Annotated in this window: 15 protein-coding genes; 9 read left to right on the forward strand and 6 right to left on the reverse strand. The window is 64.8% G+C overall.

From position 1 onward, the window contains the following. Nucleotides 1-646: 646 nt before the first annotated feature. Nucleotides 647-1675: a 3-deoxy-7-phosphoheptulonate synthase gene (gene aroF / locus LAN61_09060; protein ID MBZ5540652.1), complete on the reverse strand. Its 1029-nt coding sequence runs from the start codon at nucleotides 1673-1675 to the stop codon at nucleotides 647-649. Between the two features lie 263 nt (nucleotides 1676-1938). Between aroF and LAN61_09065 the strand changes: the two genes are divergently transcribed. Genes LAN61_09065 through guaA form a run of 3 tightly spaced genes read left to right on the forward strand, consistent with a single transcriptional unit; the run spans nucleotide 1939 to nucleotide 7120 of the window. Beyond that, a complete protein-coding gene (locus LAN61_09065) occupies nucleotides 1939-2961 on the forward strand; it encodes a deoxyribonuclease IV (protein MBZ5540653.1) in 1023 nt (340 codons plus the stop codon). A 56-nt stretch (nucleotides 2962-3017) separates the two neighbouring features. Beyond that, on the forward strand, nucleotides 3018-5513 hold the full coding sequence (gene leuS / locus LAN61_09070) for a leucine--tRNA ligase (protein MBZ5540654.1): 2496 nt from the start codon (nucleotides 3018-3020) through the stop codon (nucleotides 5511-5513). A 41-nt stretch (nucleotides 5514-5554) separates the two neighbouring features. After that, nucleotides 5555-7120 (forward strand): glutamine-hydrolyzing GMP synthase, encoded by a 1566-nt coding sequence (guaA, locus tag LAN61_09075; protein ID MBZ5540655.1) that lies wholly within the window; start codon nucleotides 5555-5557, stop codon nucleotides 7118-7120. A gap of 100 nt (nucleotides 7121-7220) precedes the next feature. Here the strand turns inward: guaA and LAN61_09080 are convergent, their stop codons facing one another. Beyond that, complete coding sequence (locus LAN61_09080; protein MBZ5540656.1) at nucleotides 7221-7592, reverse strand: helix-turn-helix transcriptional regulator; 372 nt, start codon at nucleotides 7590-7592, stop codon at nucleotides 7221-7223. A 125-nt stretch (nucleotides 7593-7717) separates the two neighbouring features. On the opposite strand from LAN61_09080, the gene LAN61_09085 reads away from it, so the two are divergent. The 6 genes from LAN61_09085 to LAN61_09110 all read left to right on the forward strand — a co-directional run bounded on the left by LAN61_09085 (nucleotide 7718) and on the right by LAN61_09110 (nucleotide 12961). Continuing rightward, nucleotides 7718-8371 carry a sigma-70 family RNA polymerase sigma factor gene (locus LAN61_09085; protein ID MBZ5540657.1) on the forward strand — a complete coding sequence of 218 codons (654 nt, stop codon included), beginning with the start codon at nucleotides 7718-7720 and terminating at the stop codon, nucleotides 8369-8371. A gap of 57 nt (nucleotides 8372-8428) precedes the next feature. Then, entirely contained in the window at nucleotides 8429-8941 is a 513-nt protein-coding gene (locus LAN61_09090) for a hypothetical protein (protein ID MBZ5540658.1), read from the forward strand. Beyond that, a complete protein-coding gene (locus LAN61_09095) occupies nucleotides 8938-9336 on the forward strand; it encodes a hypothetical protein (GenBank protein MBZ5540659.1) in 399 nt (132 codons plus the stop codon). Before LAN61_09090 ends, LAN61_09095 begins: the two co-directional genes overlap by 4 nt. A gap of 47 nt (nucleotides 9337-9383) precedes the next feature. Further along, nucleotides 9384-10847, forward strand: coding sequence for an efflux RND transporter periplasmic adaptor subunit (locus LAN61_09100; GenBank protein MBZ5540660.1), 1464 nt, complete (start codon nucleotides 9384-9386; stop codon nucleotides 10845-10847). 119 nt (nucleotides 10848-10966) lie between these two features. Then, nucleotides 10967-11731 carry an ABC transporter ATP-binding protein gene (locus tag LAN61_09105; GenBank protein MBZ5540661.1) on the forward strand — a complete coding sequence of 255 codons (765 nt, stop codon included), beginning with the start codon at nucleotides 10967-10969 and terminating at the stop codon, nucleotides 11729-11731. A gap of 12 nt (nucleotides 11732-11743) precedes the next feature. Further along, nucleotides 11744-12961 (forward strand): ABC transporter permease, encoded by a 1218-nt coding sequence (locus tag LAN61_09110; protein ID MBZ5540662.1) that lies wholly within the window; start codon nucleotides 11744-11746, stop codon nucleotides 12959-12961. Between the two features lie 96 nt (nucleotides 12962-13057). Here the strand turns inward: LAN61_09110 and LAN61_09115 are convergent, their stop codons facing one another. From LAN61_09115 to LAN61_09130, 4 genes are all read right to left on the reverse strand, one after another. Beyond that, on the reverse strand, nucleotides 13058-13453 hold the full coding sequence (locus tag LAN61_09115; protein ID MBZ5540663.1) for a hypothetical protein: 396 nt from the start codon (nucleotides 13451-13453) through the stop codon (nucleotides 13058-13060). Nucleotides 13454-13537: 84 nt separating this feature from the next. Continuing rightward, nucleotides 13538-14545, reverse strand: a complete 1008-nt coding sequence (locus LAN61_09120) for an NADP-dependent oxidoreductase (GenBank protein MBZ5540664.1) — start codon at nucleotides 14543-14545, stop codon at nucleotides 13538-13540. 198 nt (nucleotides 14546-14743) lie between these two features. Then, the gene (locus tag LAN61_09125; GenBank protein MBZ5540665.1) at nucleotides 14744-15196 is read right to left on the reverse strand and encodes a single-stranded DNA-binding protein; all 453 of its coding nucleotides are present in this window, start codon (nucleotides 15194-15196) and stop codon (nucleotides 14744-14746) included. 162 nt (nucleotides 15197-15358) lie between these two features. Next, nucleotides 15359-16234: a tetratricopeptide repeat protein gene (locus LAN61_09130; protein MBZ5540666.1), complete on the reverse strand. Its 876-nt coding sequence runs from the start codon at nucleotides 16232-16234 to the stop codon at nucleotides 15359-15361. Between the last annotated feature and the right edge of the window lie 95 nt (nucleotides 16235-16329).

A 16329-nucleotide genomic window follows, 5' to 3' on the forward strand; every position in this document is an offset into this window, starting at 1 on the left:
GCGGGTTCGGTATGACAAGAATGGGAAGTGTAGGTCATAGCTGCAGGACCTTGAGGCTTGCGATGCCGCGGCCGCCGGTCACTTTTACGGCAAGGCGCTTGTGTTCGCCGAAAGCGAAGAAGGCCGGCGATCACGAAGCGCTCCCGCGAAAAGACCGATGTTCCGCCCGGCGAGATTCTAGCCGACCGTTATCTCAAATGCCAGTTTTCCCAGTCCTGACGGGCTGGCCTGACGTCTGGCGCGCCCCGTGACAGCATCTCCGGTTTCGAGAGTCCCAGGAGGGCCTCCACCGGAGTCCGAAAAGCGGACCGGGATGCCCCGACCGGGTCGGGGTAAACGCCATGCGCACCTACGGCGCAGAGCGGAGGCGGTTGTGTTTTGGTGACTCCAGATCGGGCAGCAGGCGTGGAGGAAGAGAGATTTCTCACTACGCAAGCCGACCGCTTCGCAGGAACGAAGCGGGAAGAAAGAGCGTCGGCTTGCTTCGTTCGAAATGACGGGTGGGGAGGGGAGGGACCGTGGAAAGTAGAAACAAGATGGCGGCATCCCGACCCGGTCGGGATGAATGCCGTCGCCCCTACAAAGTTGCGAGGCAAAGGCAGGGCGGCAGAAAAGGCACACAGCCAGGAATGGCTGTGCCACGGGGCTAGTTGACGGAGCGGTGGAGGACGGCGGCGATTTGGCGGGCTTCGGCGACGAGTTGCTGGAGTTCGCTGGGGAGGATGGACTGCATGCCGTCGGAGAGGGCCTGGTCGGGGGCGTGATGGACTTCGACGAGGAGGCCGTCGGCGCCGACGGCGATGGCGGCGCGGGAGAGCGGCAGAACCTTGCTGCGCAGGCCGGTGCCGTGGCTGGGGTCCACGAGGATGGGCAGGTGGCTGCGCTTTTTGACGGCGGGGATGATGCTCAGGTCCAGGGTGTTGCGGGAGTGGTCGGCGAAGGTGCGCACGCCGCGCTCGCAGAGCATGACGTTGTAGTTGCCTTCGGAGAGGAGATACTCGGCGGCCATGAGGAATTCGTCGAGGGTGGCGGAGATGCCGCGCTTGAGCAGGACGGGCTTTTTGGCGCGGCCGGCGCGCTTGAGGAGGGAGAAGTTCTGCATGTTGCGGGCGCCGATCTGGATGACGTCGGCGTAGCGCTCGACGAGGTCAAGGCTCTCGTTGTCCACGGCTTCGGTGACGATGCCCAGGCCGAAGCGCTCGCGGGCTTTGGCGAGGATTTTCAGGCCCTCTTCGCCGTGGCCCTGGAAGCTGTAGGGGGAAGTGCGGGGCTTGAAGGCGCCGCCGCGGAGGAGGCGCACGCCGGTTTTGGCGATGCTCTCGGCCACGGTCATGAGCTGCTCTTCGGTTTCGACGGCGCAGGGGCCGGCGATGAGGGCGATCTTGTCGCCGCCGACGAAGACGTCGCCGGAAGGCGTGGGGATGCGCAGGATGGTGTCTTCGGGCTTGGCGTCGCGGCTGACCAGTTTGTAGGGCTTGCTGACCGAGATGCATTCGACGACGCCGGGAAGGGCTTCGAGGATGCCGAGGTCCACGGCGCCTCTGTTGCCGGTGACGCCGATGGCGGTGCGCAGAGCGCCGGGGATGGGGTGGGCCTTCAGGCCGAGGCTTTCGATGCGCGCGCAGACGGCTTGAATCTGCTCGGGGGTGGCATGGGACTGCATGACGACCAGCATCGGGGGCTCCCGGAAATGCAACTTAAACATTCAGTGTACTGCAAGGCGCGGGGAGGCGGCAAATGCGGGGGAGGCGCGGAAAACGCGCGGCTTGGTGATTTGGCGCAGGTCGGCTAAAATAGATAGTTTACAGACTGAACAGAATGCCAACTGACCGAATGCCCGACCCGCTGCACGCGTTAAACGCACCGTTTGACCCGGAAGACGAATACCGTCCGGAACCCGAGCCCGAACCGGCCCCGCCCGCGTGGATGGACGGGAGCCTGCGCATCGGGATCCACACCTCGATCGCGGGCAGCTACCTGAACGCGCTGGAAGCGGCGCGCAAGCTGGGCTGCAACGCGCTGCAGATCTTTTCGGCGAGCCCGCGCATGTGGGCCGGAGGCGCGTCGCGCATTCCGGAGGCGGATGCCAAGGTCTTTCGCGCGCGGCGCGAGGAGCTGGGACTGGGCCCGCTGGTGATCCACGCCAACTACCTGATCAATCTGGCGGCGGTGCAGCCCATGCTGCGCACGCGGTCGATCCAGGCGTTTCAGGACGAACTGGTGCGCGGGGTCTCGCTGGGCGCGGATTATCTGGTGGTGCATCCGGGCTCGCGCGGGGACTCCACGCCGGAACGCGCGGTGGCCACGATTGCGGACAGCATCCGGCAGGCGGCCAAGCGCGTGCCGCTGGGCGGGCTGCGCATCCTGATCGAAAATACGGCGGGGATGGGTACGGCGGTGGGCTGGCGGCTGGAGGAGGTGGCGCAGATCGTGGAGCTGCTGCGCGGGCTGCCGACGGGCGCGTGTCTGGATACCGCGCATCTGTTTGCTGCCGGCTACGACATCCGCAGCGAGACCGGGCTGAAGCAGACCATCGCGATGATCGACAGCACCATCGGGCTGGAGCGCGTACCGGTGTTTCATGTGAACGATTCGAAGATTCCGCTGGGCGGGCGGGTGGACCGGCATGCGCACATCGGGGAGGGGAAGATCGGCGCGGAGGCGTTTGCGCGGCTGCTGAAGCATCCGCGGCTGGGCGCAGCGCCGCCGGAGGGCCTGGCGGGGCGGGCGTTTCTGCTGGAGACGCCGATTGACGATCCGGGCGACGACCGGCGCAACGTGAAGCGGCTGTGGGAGCTGGCCGGGCTCGAAGAGCAGGCGCCCGCGGCGGAGAAGAATTTTTCGATGCTGAGCGCGGCGGCGAAGAAGAAGATTGCAGCGCAGAAGAAGACAGAGAAGAAGAAAAAGGCTAGCGCAGAGACGCGAAGGCCGCGGAGAAGCGCGGAGAAGAAGAAGGGTTAACGCAGAGACGCAGGGGCCGCAGAGAAACGCAGAGAAGAAGAGGGGCTGAGCGGGACGTGGCGGAATACAATCCACAGGCGATAGAGGCGAAGTGGCAGAAGCGCTGGGAGGAGGCGCGCGTCTTCGAGAGCGAGGCGGATCCCGCGAAGCCGAAGTACTACGTGCTGGAGATGCTGCCGTACCCCTCGGGCACGCTGCACATGGGGCACATGCGCAACTACACCATCGGGGACGTGGTGGCGCGGGTGAAGCGCATGCGGGGCTTCAACGTGATGCACCCGATGGGCTGGGACGCCTTCGGGCTGCCGGCGGAAAACGCGGCGATCAAGAACAACACGCACCCGCGGGTGTGGACCAACAACAACATCGTGGAGTTCAAGCGGGTGCTGCACCTATTCGGGTTCAGCTACGACTGGCGGCGGGAGATCTCCACGTGCGAGCCGGAGTATTACCGCTGGAACCAGTGGTTCTTCCTGCGCATGCTGGAGCGCGGGCTGGCGTACCGCAAGAAGAGCCGGGTGAACTGGTGCCCGAAGTGCGCCACGGTGCTGGCCAACGAGCAGGTGGTGAACGGCGGCTGCTGGCGGCATGAGGATACGCCGGTGGAGGCCAAGGAGATCGAGCAGTGGTTCTTGAAGACCACGGCGTACGCGGACCAGTTGCTGGACGACCTGCAGCTGCTGGAAGGCGGGTGGCCCGAGCGGGTCATCACCATGCAGCGCAACTGGATCGGGAAGTCGCACGGAGCGAAGGTGAAGTTCGCGGTGGCCGATGTGGCTGGAGCCGAGCCGATTGAGGTATTCACCACGCGCATCGACACGGTTTATGGCGCGAGCGCGCTGATTCTCGCGCCGAACTATCCGCTGGTGGGCAAGCTGCTGGCCGGCTCGCCGGTGGAGGCCGAAGCGCAGGCCAAGCTGGCGCAGATCCGGCAGATGTCGGTGAAGACGGCGGACCTGGCGGCGGCGGAGAAAGAAGGGTTCTTTACCGGGCGGTATGCGACGAATCCGTTCAACGGGGCGCAGGTGCCGATCTGGGTGGGGAATTTCGTGCTGCTGGAATACGGCACGGGCGCGATCATGGCCGTGCCGGCGCACGACCAGCGGGACTTCGAGTTTGCGAGCAAGTACAACTTGCCCAAGCCCATCGTGGTGCAGCCGCTGGCGGGCGAACCGCTGAGCGCCGCGACGCAGCAAGAAGCCTACAGCGAATTCGGAAAGAGCGTGAATTCCGGGCCGTACAGCGGACTGGAGACCCAGGCGGCGATCGACAAGATGGCCGCGGAGGCCGAGGCCAAAGGTTTTGGAAGGCGCGAGACGATCTTCCGGCTGAAGGATTGGGGCATTTCTCGGCAACGCTATTGGGGCACGCCGATTCCCGTGGTGTACTGCGCGAAGGACGGCCTGGTGCCGGTGCCGGACGCGCAGTTGCCGGTGCTGTTGCCGGCGAACCCCAAGCTGACCGGGATGGGCGAATCGCCGCTGGCGGCCACGCCGGAATTCGTGAACACCGCCTGCCCGAAGTGCGGGGGCGCGGCGCGGCGCGAGACGGACACCATGGACACCTTCGTGGATTCGTCGTGGTATTTCTACCGCTACTGCGATCCGCAAAACGACCAGGCGCCATACGATTCCAAGAAGGTCGGCTACTGGATGCCGATCGACCAGTACATCGGGGGGATCACGCACGCGATTCTGCACCTGCTGTATTCGCGGTTCTGGTGCAAGGTGATGCGCGACCTGGGGCTGATCCAGCACAGCGAGCCGGCGGCGCGGCTGTTCACGCAGGGCATGGTGCTCAAGGGCGGCACGGCGATGTCCAAGTCCAAGGGCAACGTGGTGGGCGCGGAGGAGATGGCACAGAAATTCGGGTGCGACACGGGGCGGCTATACACGCTGTTCGCGGCGCCGCCGGAGAAGGACCTGGAATGGAGCGAGCAGAGCATCGAGGGCTGCGCGCGCTTTCTGAACCGGGTGTTCCGGCTGGTGGACCGGCACGCCGGGAAACTGGCGGGTGCGCCGCGCGTGGTGGTGGACCTGGCCACGGCGCCGGGGAAGGAAAAGATCCTGCTGCGCAAGACGCACGAGGCGCTGCGGCGAGTGACCAACGATTTCGAGACGCGCTGGCATTTCAATTCGGCCATCGCCCTGATCATGGAGCTGCTGAACGAGATTCAGGCGCAGGAGCCGCTGGAAGAAGGCGTGCGGCCGGGCGTGCTGCGGGAAGCGCTGGAGCTGATGACGCTGATGCTGGCGCCGATGGTGCCGCACCTGGCGGAAGAGCTCTGGGAGATGCTGGGGCACAGGAACGGGCTGTGGACGGAGCGCTGGCCGGACTACAATGCGGAGCTGGCGCGGGCCGAGGAGGTCGAGGTGGCCGTGCAGGTCAACGGGCGGGTGCGCGGGCGGGTGCGCGTGGCGGCAGGGCTGGGGGAAGAGGAAGTGGTGGCGCGGGCGCTGGAGGATGCGGCGATCCGGGCGCACGTCGCGGGGAAGCGCCTGGTGAAGCGCATCGTGGTGCCGGACAAACTGGTGAACCTGGTGGTGGGGTGATGGGAAGCGCAGCGCAGCGCGCAACGGAGCAGGGAGGACGGATGACGGAACGCGGCGGCGTAGTGGTGCTGGATTTCGGCGGACAGTACACGCAGTTGATCGCGCGGCGCATCCGCGAGCAGCAGGTCTTTTCCACGATCCTGCCGTGCACCGTGGCCCCGGAAGAGATCCGCAAGCTGGAGCCCATCGGCATCGTGCTTTCCGGCGGGCCAAGCTCGGTGTACGACAAGGACGCGCCGGTGTGCGACCCGGAGATCCTGCGGCTGGGCATTCCGGTGCTGGGGATCTGCTACGGGATGCAGTGGATCGCGAAAACGCTGGGGGGCAAGGTGGAGAAGTCCGACCGCCGGGAATACGGGCGGGGACAGATGGACATTCAGGCCGGGTGCGGTTCGGCGCTTTTCGCGGATTTGCCAAAGTCGCTGCGCATCTGGTGCAGCCATGGCGACAGCGTTCTCGGATTGCCCCCGGGATTCCGGGAGACGGGGCGCACGGAGAGCGCGCTGGCCGCTTTGGAAGACCCGCAACGCAAGATCTACGCCGTGCAGTTTCACCCGGAAGTGAAACACACCGACCGCGGAACGGATATCCTGCGCAACTTCCTGTTTCAGGTGTGCGGCGCCAAGCCTACCTGGGGCGGCACGGCGTTTATCCAGGAGACGGTGGAGGCCGTCCGGCGCAAGGTGGGGCCGCATGAGCGGGCGATCTGCGGGCTGAGCGGCGGGGTGGATTCCACGGTGGCGGCCGTGCTGGTGCACCGGGCGATCGGCGACCGGCTGACCAACGTGTTCGTGAACAGCGGCTTACTGCGCAAGAACGAATTCGAGGATACCCTGGAGATGCTGCGCGAACGGCTGGGGCTGCACGTCGTCGGCGTGGATGCTTCCGAGCGCTTTCTGGCGCAGCTCCAGGGGGTTGTGGACCCGGAAGAAAAGCGCAAACGCATCGGGCGGGAGTTCATCGCCGTGTTCGCGAAGAAGGCCCGGGAGCTGCAGCGGGGCGAGGCTCACGGGGAGATTAAATTTCTGGTGCAGGGAACGCTGTATCCCGACGTGATCGAGTCCGTCTCCGTGAAGGGGCCCTCGGCCACGATCAAGACGCATCACAACGTCGGGGGCCTGCCGGAAAAAATGCCTTTCGAGCTGATCGAGCCGCTGCGCGATCTGTTCAAGGACGAAGTGCGGCGGATCGGGCGCGACCTCGGGCTGCCGGACGAGCTCCTACAGAAACATCCGTTTCCCGGACCCGGGCTGGCCGTGCGCCTGCTCGGGGAAGTGACCCCCGAGCACCTGGCCACGCTGCGGGAGGCCGATGCCATCGTGGAGGAAGAGATCCGCCGCGCCGGACTGTACAACAAGGTATGGCAGGCGTTCGCGGTGCTGCTGCCGGTGCGCAGCGTGGGGGTCATGGGCGATTTCCGGACCTACGGCTTGACCGTGGCAGTGCGGGTGGTGGAATCGGAAGACGCCATGACGGCGGACTGGGCGCGGCTGCCCGCAGCAGTGCTGGAAAAGATCTCGACGCGGATCGTCAACGAAGTGCGCGGGGTGACGCGGGTAGTCTACGACATCAGCTCCAAGCCACCCAGCACGATCGAGTGGGAATAGGCAGGAGCAGCGGGAGCGCGGGAAGAACCGTCAGGGAAAAAGGGGCGCGCAGCAGAGGCTGCTGTGCGCCCCCGAATTTATGACGGAAAAAATACGCGCATCAGCGGTTGGCCATTTTCTGGGCCATGTAGAGGATCAGCTTGCGGTCCCCTTCGTCGACCTTGCCCAACAGGCGGCGCAGCTTGTTGAGGAAGCGGGCTTCCTTCCCGGTGCTGCCCCAGGCGATGTCGTCCGAAGTCTTGCGCTTGGGCAGATTGGGAAGCTGGGGCGGCTCTTCGCCGTCGTAAAAGAGTTGATAGAGAGGCACTTCGAGAGCGCGAGCCAGCTTTTCCAGCGTTTCAATAGCCGGGACAGTATGTCCGTTTTCGACGCGGGAAATGTAACAGCGCAAGAGCCCGGTCCGCTTCTCGATGTCGCCTTGGGAGAGTTTCTTTTCTTCGCGCAGGGCGCGAAGACGGTCACCAATAATCATGAAGATATTATTCCATGTAGATAAGAGCGAGGCAAGGGGAAATTTAGGCCCGGGAATCAGAAACATTTGTAGACATAGGAATCGCGGGAGCCGCCAGCTATAGTGAGCGGCTGGCAGCAAGCGATATGACGGGAGCGCCGAAACTCGCCTTGCAGGAACCGCCAGAGCGCCTGAAACGCAGCCCGGCAGAGGCCGTGGAAGACCGCGCGCTGGTGGCGCGGGCGCAAGCCGGAGCCACGGAGGCCTTTGAAGAGCTGGTGCGCCGGCACCAGCACCGGGTGTTTGCGGTGGCCGGGGGAATCCTGCGCCGGCGGGAGGATGTGGAGGACATCGCGCAGCAGGTGTTCGTAAAGGCCTACCTCTCGCTGCGCAAGTTCGACCAGCGCGCGGCGTTCAGCACCTGGCTGTACAAGATCACGGTGAACGAGTGCTGGGATATGCTGCGCAAGAAGAAAGTCCGGCCGCTGGTGTACGAATCGGACCTCAGCGAAGAGCAGAAACGACAATTCGGCTCCTCGGTGGAAGCATCGTCGCGCAGCCTGCCGGATATCCGCGAGCGGCTGGAGGGCCAGGAAAAGCTGGACCGGCTGCTGGAGACGCTGGAGCCGCGCGACCGGCTGATGCTGGTGCTGAAGGAGATCGAAGGATTCTCGGTGGAGGAGATCGGAGAGATTCTGGAGCTGAATGCCAATACCGTGAAGGTGCGGCTGTTCCGGGCACGGCGGCGCATGGTGGCGCAGCACCGCAAACGGGCCGGACAGGAAGAGTGGATGCGATAGGTGAAACCATCGCGGGGTGTGAGCACGTCTAAGTGCATGATGGACAGGAGTGCGGTGATGGGCAACTGGCTGAGGCGGAAAACAGGCGAATGCCGCGCGGCGGAAGATTGGATTCAGAATCTACTGAATTCCAGCACCGCGAATACGGTAGAAGCGGGCCTCAGCGCGGGCGATCCCGGTCTGCGCGGGCACCTGGAAATCTGCCGGGAGTGCCGAGCAGAATTCGAAGAGACGCTGGCGGTGCGGCAGTTGGTGCGGCAGCACATGGCGCCGGCGAAAGATCCTGGGGCATTTTTCGCGGGGCGGGTGATGCGCGCCGTTGCGCAGCAGGAGGCCACGAGCCGGGCGACTTCCGCAAATCCGTGGCATGCAGTGCTGGCCCTGGCGGAGCGTGTGGCCATGGTTTCCGCGCTGGTGCTGGTGCTGGCCACAACCTGGCTGTATGAGACGCGCGCCGCAGACGTAGAACGGCGCAGCGCCGTGGAATCGATGGGGGCATCGCTGGACCCCGCGCCGCCGCCCGCAGATGAAGGTGAAGTGCTTACCAGCCTCGCAGAGAGGGAGCCATGAACAGCATTCCGACCCGGCGCAAAGCGGTCGTCTGGGTAGCGCTGGTCTTTCTGCTGGGCGGCGGCCTCGGGGTGGTCGTGGGTATTTCCGTGGGGCACCATGGGACCGCCTCGGCGTCCTCCGCGGATACGCCGGCAGCGCGGCACGCGCAGATTCTGGAGCGGTTCAATCAGGAACTGCAGCTCAGCGCTGCGCAGCGAGGCTCGCTAGAGATGATCAGCAAGGATTTGCAGGCGCAGTTCAAGACCATTCGCGAACAGATGAAGCCGCAAATGAATGAGGCGCGAGAGAAGGCGCGCAGCCGCATTCGGGATATCCTCACCCCGGAACAGAAACCGAAGTTCGAAGAATTGCTGAAGCGCCTCGACGAAGAACGCAAGAGCAGGGGCTATTAACGGACTGAAATTTCTTGCACCTGCGGAGGCGTTCCGCCGAGGTATCCATGCGCAGCCTGTCTGAAATCCTGAAAACAATCCGGGAGCGCCCCCTGTGGCGCTGGAGCGCGATGGCCGGGGCGGGGACGCTGGTGCTCGTGCTGGCGGTGTGGTGGGTGCGCGCGCCGGGAGCGGCCGAATACTACACGGCGAAAGTGGAGCACGGAGACGTGGTGCAGGTCGTGTCGGCAACGGGCACGATCAACGCGGTCACGACGGTGCAGGTGGGCTCGCAGGTCTCGGGAAACATCAAGCGCCTGTATGTGGATTTTAATTCGCGTGTGAAGCAAGGCCAACTGATCGCGGAGATCGACCCGGCGATTTTCCAGGCGCAACTGCAGCAGGCGGAAGCCGACCTGGCCAACGCCGAGGCCAACGCCCTGAGCCTTACGGCGCAGATCGAAACGCAGCGCGCCGACCTGCTTTCCGCCAAGGCGGATGTAGACAAGGCGCAGGCCCAGGCGAACGACGCACAACTGCAGTACCGACGGGCCAAAGATCTGGCCGACCAGGGGATCGTAGCGGTTTCCCAGCGCGACACGGCGCAGGCCACGGCGGATTCCGCGACGGCTTCCCTACATTCCGCGGAAGCCATGCTGGAACAATCCAAAGCCAAATTGAACGTCTCCATCGCCAACCTGGAGCAGGCCCGCGCGCAGATTAAACAGCGCAAGGCGGCGGTGGATCTGGCGCGGCTGAATCTGCTGCACGCGCATATCTATGCGCCGATCGACGGCACGGTGATCGCCCGCAACGTGGACGTGGGGCAGACCGTGGCGGCCAGCCTGCAGGCGCCGACGCTGTTCGTGATCGCGCTGGACCTGACGAAGATGCTGGTCTACGCGAAGACGGACGAGGCGGACGTGGGGCGCATCCGGGCGGGGGCCACGGCGACGTTCAAAGTGGATTCGTTTCCGCGGGAGACTTTCACGGGAAAGGTCACGCAGATCCGCATGAACGCCACGACCATTCAGAACGTGGTGACCTACGACACGATCGTGGCCTTCGACAATCCCGGGCAACGACTGTTCCCGGGGATGACCGCGTACGTGAGCATCCCCGTCGCGTGGGAAAACGACGCGGTGAAGATCCCCAACGGGGCGCTGCGCTTCAAGCCGGAGCTTTCGGACGCGCAACGCAAGGCGTTGTTCACGAAGTATGGCGTGGCGGAAGCCGCAGGCGGGGGAAAGGGCGCGCGGCCCGCGAACGGCGGCGGTGGCCGGCCGGGAGGCGCCGCGCCGCAGAATGGCGTGAGCTACCGCGAGGACTCGGCGATTGTGTGGAAACTGCACGCGGACAAGGCGCTGGAGCCGGTGCGCGTGAAGCTGGGGGTAACCGATTTCACGTTTACGGCGATGAAGGAAGGAAAACTGCAGCCGGGCGACGCGCTGGTCATCGGCGAGGTCTCCAAGAGCGGCAAGCCGGCGCAGCAGAGTCCCATGGGCGGGCCGGGGGTGCAGCGGAGAATGTAGGGGGAAGTCCAAGAGTCAAAACGTGGAAGAGACGAAGCGTGGAAGACAAACAAGCACAGAGCGCGCAGGGCGGGGCCGGTCCGGTGATCCGGCTGGAGGACGTGGCGAAGACGTATGACCTGGGAGAAGTGCAGGTGCATGCGCTGCGCGGGGTATCGCTGGAGATCGGGCGCGGGGAGTTTGTGGCCATCATGGGGGCTTCGGGATCGGGCAAATCGACGCTGATGAATATTCTGGGGTGCCTGGATAAGCCGACGCGCGGACGGTATTTTCTGGACGGGGTGGACGTCTCGCGGATGAGCAAGGGCGAGCTGGCGCGCATCCGCAACCGCAAGCTGGGCTTCGTCTTCCAACAATTCAACCTGCTTTCGCGAACCTCGGCGCTGGAAAATGTGGAACTGCCCACGGTGTACGCGGGCCTCGCACCGGAAGAGCGCACGCGGCGGGCGCGGGAAGCGCTGGCGCGCGTGGGGCTGGCCGAGCGCGAAGGGCATTACCCGAGCCAGCTTTCCGGCGGGCAGCAGCAGCGCGTGGCCATCGCGCGGGCGCTGGTGAACAATCCGCAGATCGTGCTGGCGGACGAGCCCACGGGGAACCTGGACAGCCGCACGTCGGTCGAGATCATGGACATTCTGCAGGGGCTGAACGAGGAGCAGGGGCTGACGGTGGTGATCGTGACGCACGAGATGGACATCGCGCACTACGCCAAGCGGGCCATCGAGTTTCGAGACGGGCGCATCCTCCGCGACCGGCCCATCGAAAAGCGGCTCATCGCCCGGGATGTTTTGCCCACGCTGCCGGCGCCCGAGGGGCCGGAGGGGGAGAAGCCCGGCGCGGGAGCGGCGGCCGCGAAGGAAGCGGCGCCTGTTTCTCCGCCGGCGTAAGCGCTAGCGGCCATGGATTTCCTGAATACATTCCGGATCGCGCTGCGCGCGCTGGCGCGCAACAAGATGCGCTCGTCGCTGACCATGCTGGGGATCATTATCGGCGTAGGCGCGGTGATCGCCGTGGTGAGCATCGGGCAGGGCGCGCAGTATCTGGTGCAGCAGGGCATTCAGAGCATGGGCACGAACGCGGTGTTCATCGCGGCGGGGAGCGGGCGGCCGGGCGGGGCGCGCATGGGGTTCTGGGCGGTGAAATCGCTGACGCTGGAGGACATGGACGCGATCCTGCGGGAAGTGCCGCTGATCCGGCAGGCCGCGCCGGCGGTGATCAGCCGCGGGCAGGTGGTGTACCAGAACCAGAACTGGAACACGAGCATTCTGGGGACGGCGCCCAACTATTTCGACATTCGCTCCTGGCCGGTGCAGTCGGGGACGGTATTCACCCAGGAAGAGGTGGACTACGCGGCGAACGTCTGCGTGCTGGGGACGACGGTGGCGAACATGCTTTTTCCGAATGAAAGTCCCATCGGCAAGACGGTGCGTATCGGCAATCTGCCGTTCCGCGTGGTGGGTGTGCTGGAATCCAAGGGACAGTCGGTGATGGGCGACGACCAGGACGACCGCATCTTCGCGCCGTACACCACGGTACAGAAAAAGATTTCCGGGATTACGTGGATTCAGTTTATTAACGCGTCGGCGGTGACGCCGGAGGCTTCCGTGGCGGCGGTGCGGCCGATCACCGCGCTGCTGCGCGAGCGGCACCACATCCGCGCGGGGGAGGACGACGATTTCTTCGTGCGCACGCAGTCGGAGGTGGCGGACCTGGCGAACCAGACGCAGAGCGTGATGACGCTGCTGCTGGGGTCGATCGCGTCGGTGTCGCTGCTGGTGGGCGGGATCGGGATCATGAACATCATGCTGGTGTCGGTAACCGAGCGGACGCGGGAGATCGGAGTACGCATGGCAGTGGGGGCGACGGAAAGCGACGTGCAGAGCCAGTTCCTGATCGAGGCGGTGACGCTGAGCATGATGGGCGGGATCGTGGGGATCATTGCCGGGCTGGCGGGGTCGGCGCTGATCAGCAGCCTGCTGAACTGGCCGACAATGATCTCGGTGAAAGCCATTATTATCGCGGCGATTTTTTCGGGGGCCGTGGGGATATTTTTCGGGTATTACCCGGCGCGGAAGGCCGCACAACTCGATCCCATCGAGGCGCTGCGCTATGAATAGGAACCCGGCGTCAGGGCGGGCATTGCGGAAACGCAAGCAAGGAGGCGCGCCGGGAAACAAGGGCAACTTGCGGCGAGAAATCTCCGGACGCTGGCGCTACTTGCCGGTGTCTCCGGGCTGGAGATTCGTCTCCGGCGCTGCCTTTCGCCGGCGCTTTGCGTCTCTCCATTCGCTCAGCGCGGGTCCAACGATGGCTCCCATCAGGGCCAATCCCAGGGCCACGGCAAACGCGGGGTAGGCGCGGATCAGCACTGCGGCGATGAAAACAGGCATCACCACCACGAGTTTGGCATGCTGGAAAACGTAACTCGTCAGCAGCAGGAGCACTGCCGCGGGGAGGAGCAGCAAGCCGCAGTGCAGGGCATCAGCAAATCCAAAGTGCCCCCGCAGATAAAAGGCGCGCGCGCCCAGAAGCAGGATCCCCACACCGATGCCGGTCACGAGCAGCGGCCCCCATTCGATCTTGCGGCTGACAGTTGTTTCTGAACTCACGGCAGATTCCTTACCTTTCCGTCCGTCATCCGGTAGAAGCGCAAGCGGTGCCGCCACATCCGCACTTCCGCGCAGCGGTGATTTTTAGAGGCGGACGATGAGTTTGCCCATGTTTTCACCGGTGAAGAGCATGGCCAGGGCGTCGGGGGCGCGGTCCAGGCCTTCGACGACGGTGTGACGATCTTTGAGTTTGCCGGCGGCGAGCCATTGGGCGAGCTGGGCGACAGCTTCGCCGTAGCGCGGAGCGTAGTCGAGGACGATGAAGCCCTGAACGCGCAGGCGCTTGATGAGGACGGTGGCAAAGCTGGCCAGGGCGGGGTCCTCCTGGTTGTAGCCGGAGATGAGGCCGCAGAGGACGACGCGGCCGTGGAGGTTCATGCGGCTGAGCACGGTGTTCATGATGTCGCCGCCGACGTTTTCGTAGTTGATGTCAATGCCCTGGGGGCAGGCGGCGGCGAGTTTTTCCTTCCAGCCGGATTCCTTGTAATTGATGGCGTGGTCGAAGCCCAGCTCGCCGGTGAGCCAGGCGCACTTTTCCGCGCCGCCGGCAATGCCCACGACGCAGCAGCCGTGAATCTTGCCGATCTGTCCGGCGATGCTGCCGGTGGCGCCGGCGGCGGCGGAGACGACCAGAGTCTCGCCGGCCTGGGGCCTGGCGATGTCCGTCATGCCGAAGTAGGCGGTGATGCCGGTGATGCCGAGGACACCGAGGAAAGCGGTGACGGGAACTCCGGGAATGGCAGGCAGCTTGCGGAAAGGAACTTTTTCACCGGCGCCGAGGAGGACGTATTCCTGGAAGCCGGTCATGCCGAAGACCAGGTCGCCCGTTTTGAATTCGGGATGCCTGGAGGAGACGACCTCGGCGATGCCGAGGGCGCGCATGACTTCGCCGAGGGCCACGGGAGGAAGGTAGCCTTCGCGGTCGGACATCCAGATGCGCATGGTGGGGTCAACGGAGAGGAAGCGGATGCGGGCGAGGGCCTGGCCGTCGCGGGGATCGGGGAGGGGTGAGGTGACGGCGTCGAAGTTGTCGCGAGACACGAGGCCGGTGGGGCGGGATTTCAAGAGGAGCTGGCGATTGGTGTCGGGCATAATTTTTCGCGACATCGTGTTGCATCGTGCAAACGCAGGCGGTGGAGATCCTTTCCGCCCGGGTCGGAATCTTTCCGACAAGGTCGAAATCCGAGATCGATCGGCGATCCTCATCGGATCGCCTCAGGACGACCGCGCAAGAAATGGCGGCATAAGGCCGCCGCTGTGAAAGCGCCACCCAAGGGGCGCACGAAGGGGCTAGAACGGGATGTCTTCGTCGGAGATTTCGGCGCCGCCAGAGCCGGCGGCGAAATTCTCTTCGCCGGGGGAGACCTGGCTCTCGGCTTCCGCGCCCCCGCGGGCTCCCGCACCGCCGCCATCTCCGCGTCCGCCGAGCATGCGGAAGTTCTGGCAGACAATTTCGAAGCTGGTGCGTTTCTGGCCTTCCTTGTCCTGCCAGTCGCGGGACTGGATGCGGCCTTCGAGGAAGATCAACGAGCCCTTTTTGAGGTACTGCTGAGCGATCTCGGCCTGCTTGCCCCACACGACGATCTTGTGCCACTCGGTGCGCTTCTGGCGCTCGCCGTTTTTGTCCTTGTAGGATTCGCTGGTGGCCAGCGAAAAATTGGCGACGGCCTGGCCGCCGCCGGTGTAGCGGGTTTCGGGATCGCGGCCCAGATTGCCGACGAGGATCACTTTGTTCACGGACATGAATGAATTCCCCCTGCGGCGAGGAAGATAACACGGCGGTATGGAAAATGGAACTCGGCGGGAGCGGCTTCCGCTGGTCCGGTTTGCTTTGGCAAGAGGGCGGGCTCCCGACGGGGCCGGCACCAATACTGGCCGGGGAAACACAATCCGGGTAGCGCCGGGTCAGGAGAGGGGGACGCCGAGCTCTTTAAGTCTGGCGCGGGCACGGCGCTCTTCTTCGGTGCCGGGAAAGCGGCGGACGACTTCGCGAAGCTCGCGGGTTCCGGCGGATTTGCGGCCGAGTTCGATGAGGGCCAGGCCTTTTTTGAGGTGCGCGGGAGCGAGCTTGAAGCTCTTGGGGTAGTTGATGAGGACCTTATCGTACTCGGCGACGGACTGGTCGTAGCTCTTCTGGGCGAAGGCGATCTCGCCGAGGTAGAACTGGGCGTTGGAGGCGAGATCGGTGTCGGAATAAAACTTCAGGTAGTCCAGAAACTCCTGGCGGGCGAGATCGTATTTGCCGCTGGTGATGTCGCGCAGGCCGTTGGAATAGAGAGTATCGGCGGAAGGAGCGGGGCTGGCGGCGGGGGCTGCGCCGGGAGCGGCGGCGCCGGAAACGGCGGGCGCCGAGCCGGAGACTTTGGCGTCCAGGCTCTGCACGGAGTTCTGGACGTCGGTGAGCTGCTGGTTGAGCTTGCCGAGGCGGGACTTGATCTCTTCGAGGTTGTCGGAGAGTCCCTGCACCTGAGTGGACATGGTGTCGAGGCGCGCGCCGGAATTGGCCTGGACGTCCTGGACGGATTTCTGGAGCGAGCCCATGGTGGTGTTGAGCCTGCCGACGTTGTCGTTGGACTGCTCCAGGAGTGTTCGCAGGACGGTGTGGTCCTGTGTCACGGAAGTGGCCAGGTCCTTTTGCCCTTGCAGGAGCGTGGTGACGTCGCGCTGCAGCTCGATGATTTCGCGGGCCACGGCCTGCGCCGGGCTGGGCCCCAGCAGGCTGCCGGCAAGTGCGCCCGCCAGCATGGCGGCGCCAAACAGCGTAAGAGTACGGGTGCGCATCGAAACTCCTCCCCCTGAGACATTTCCGGGCCAGCATGTTTTCCCGGGCTGGGCCGGAAGAAAAGACTTTAACGGCAAGAGCCGCGTGCGGGCAA

The sequence above is a fragment of the Terriglobia bacterium genome, assembly GCA_020072785.1.
Taxonomy (GTDB): Bacteria; Acidobacteriota; Terriglobia; order Acidiferrales; family UBA7541; genus Acidiferrum.

What these genes read in the sequence shown, in the direction of transcription:
- guaA (MBZ5540655.1), top strand. Translation starts at nt 5,555, where the DNA reads ATGACGGAACGCGGCGGCGTAGTGGTGCTGGATTTCGGCGGACAGTAC.
- aroF (MBZ5540652.1), bottom strand. Translation starts at nt 1,675, where the DNA reads ATGCTGGTCGTCATGCAGTCCCATGCCACCCCCGAGCAGATTCAAGCC.
- LAN61_09110 (MBZ5540662.1), top strand. Translation starts at nt 11,744, where the DNA reads ATGGATTTCCTGAATACATTCCGGATCGCGCTGCGCGCGCTGGCGCGC.
- LAN61_09100 (MBZ5540660.1), top strand. Translation starts at nt 9,384, where the DNA reads ATGCGCAGCCTGTCTGAAATCCTGAAAACAATCCGGGAGCGCCCCCTG.
- LAN61_09095 (MBZ5540659.1), top strand. Translation starts at nt 8,938, where the DNA reads ATGAACAGCATTCCGACCCGGCGCAAAGCGGTCGTCTGGGTAGCGCTG.
- LAN61_09085 (MBZ5540657.1), top strand. Translation starts at nt 7,718, where the DNA reads ATGACGGGAGCGCCGAAACTCGCCTTGCAGGAACCGCCAGAGCGCCTG.
- LAN61_09080 (MBZ5540656.1), bottom strand. Translation starts at nt 7,592, where the DNA reads ATGATTATTGGTGACCGTCTTCGCGCCCTGCGCGAAGAAAAGAAACTC.
- LAN61_09090 (MBZ5540658.1), top strand. Translation starts at nt 8,429, where the DNA reads ATGGGCAACTGGCTGAGGCGGAAAACAGGCGAATGCCGCGCGGCGGAA.
- LAN61_09130 (MBZ5540666.1), bottom strand. Translation starts at nt 16,234, where the DNA reads ATGCGCACCCGTACTCTTACGCTGTTTGGCGCCGCCATGCTGGCGGGC.
- LAN61_09125 (MBZ5540665.1), bottom strand. Translation starts at nt 15,196, where the DNA reads ATGTCCGTGAACAAAGTGATCCTCGTCGGCAATCTGGGCCGCGATCCC.
- LAN61_09120 (MBZ5540664.1), bottom strand. Translation starts at nt 14,545, where the DNA reads ATGCCCGACACCAATCGCCAGCTCCTCTTGAAATCCCGCCCCACCGGC.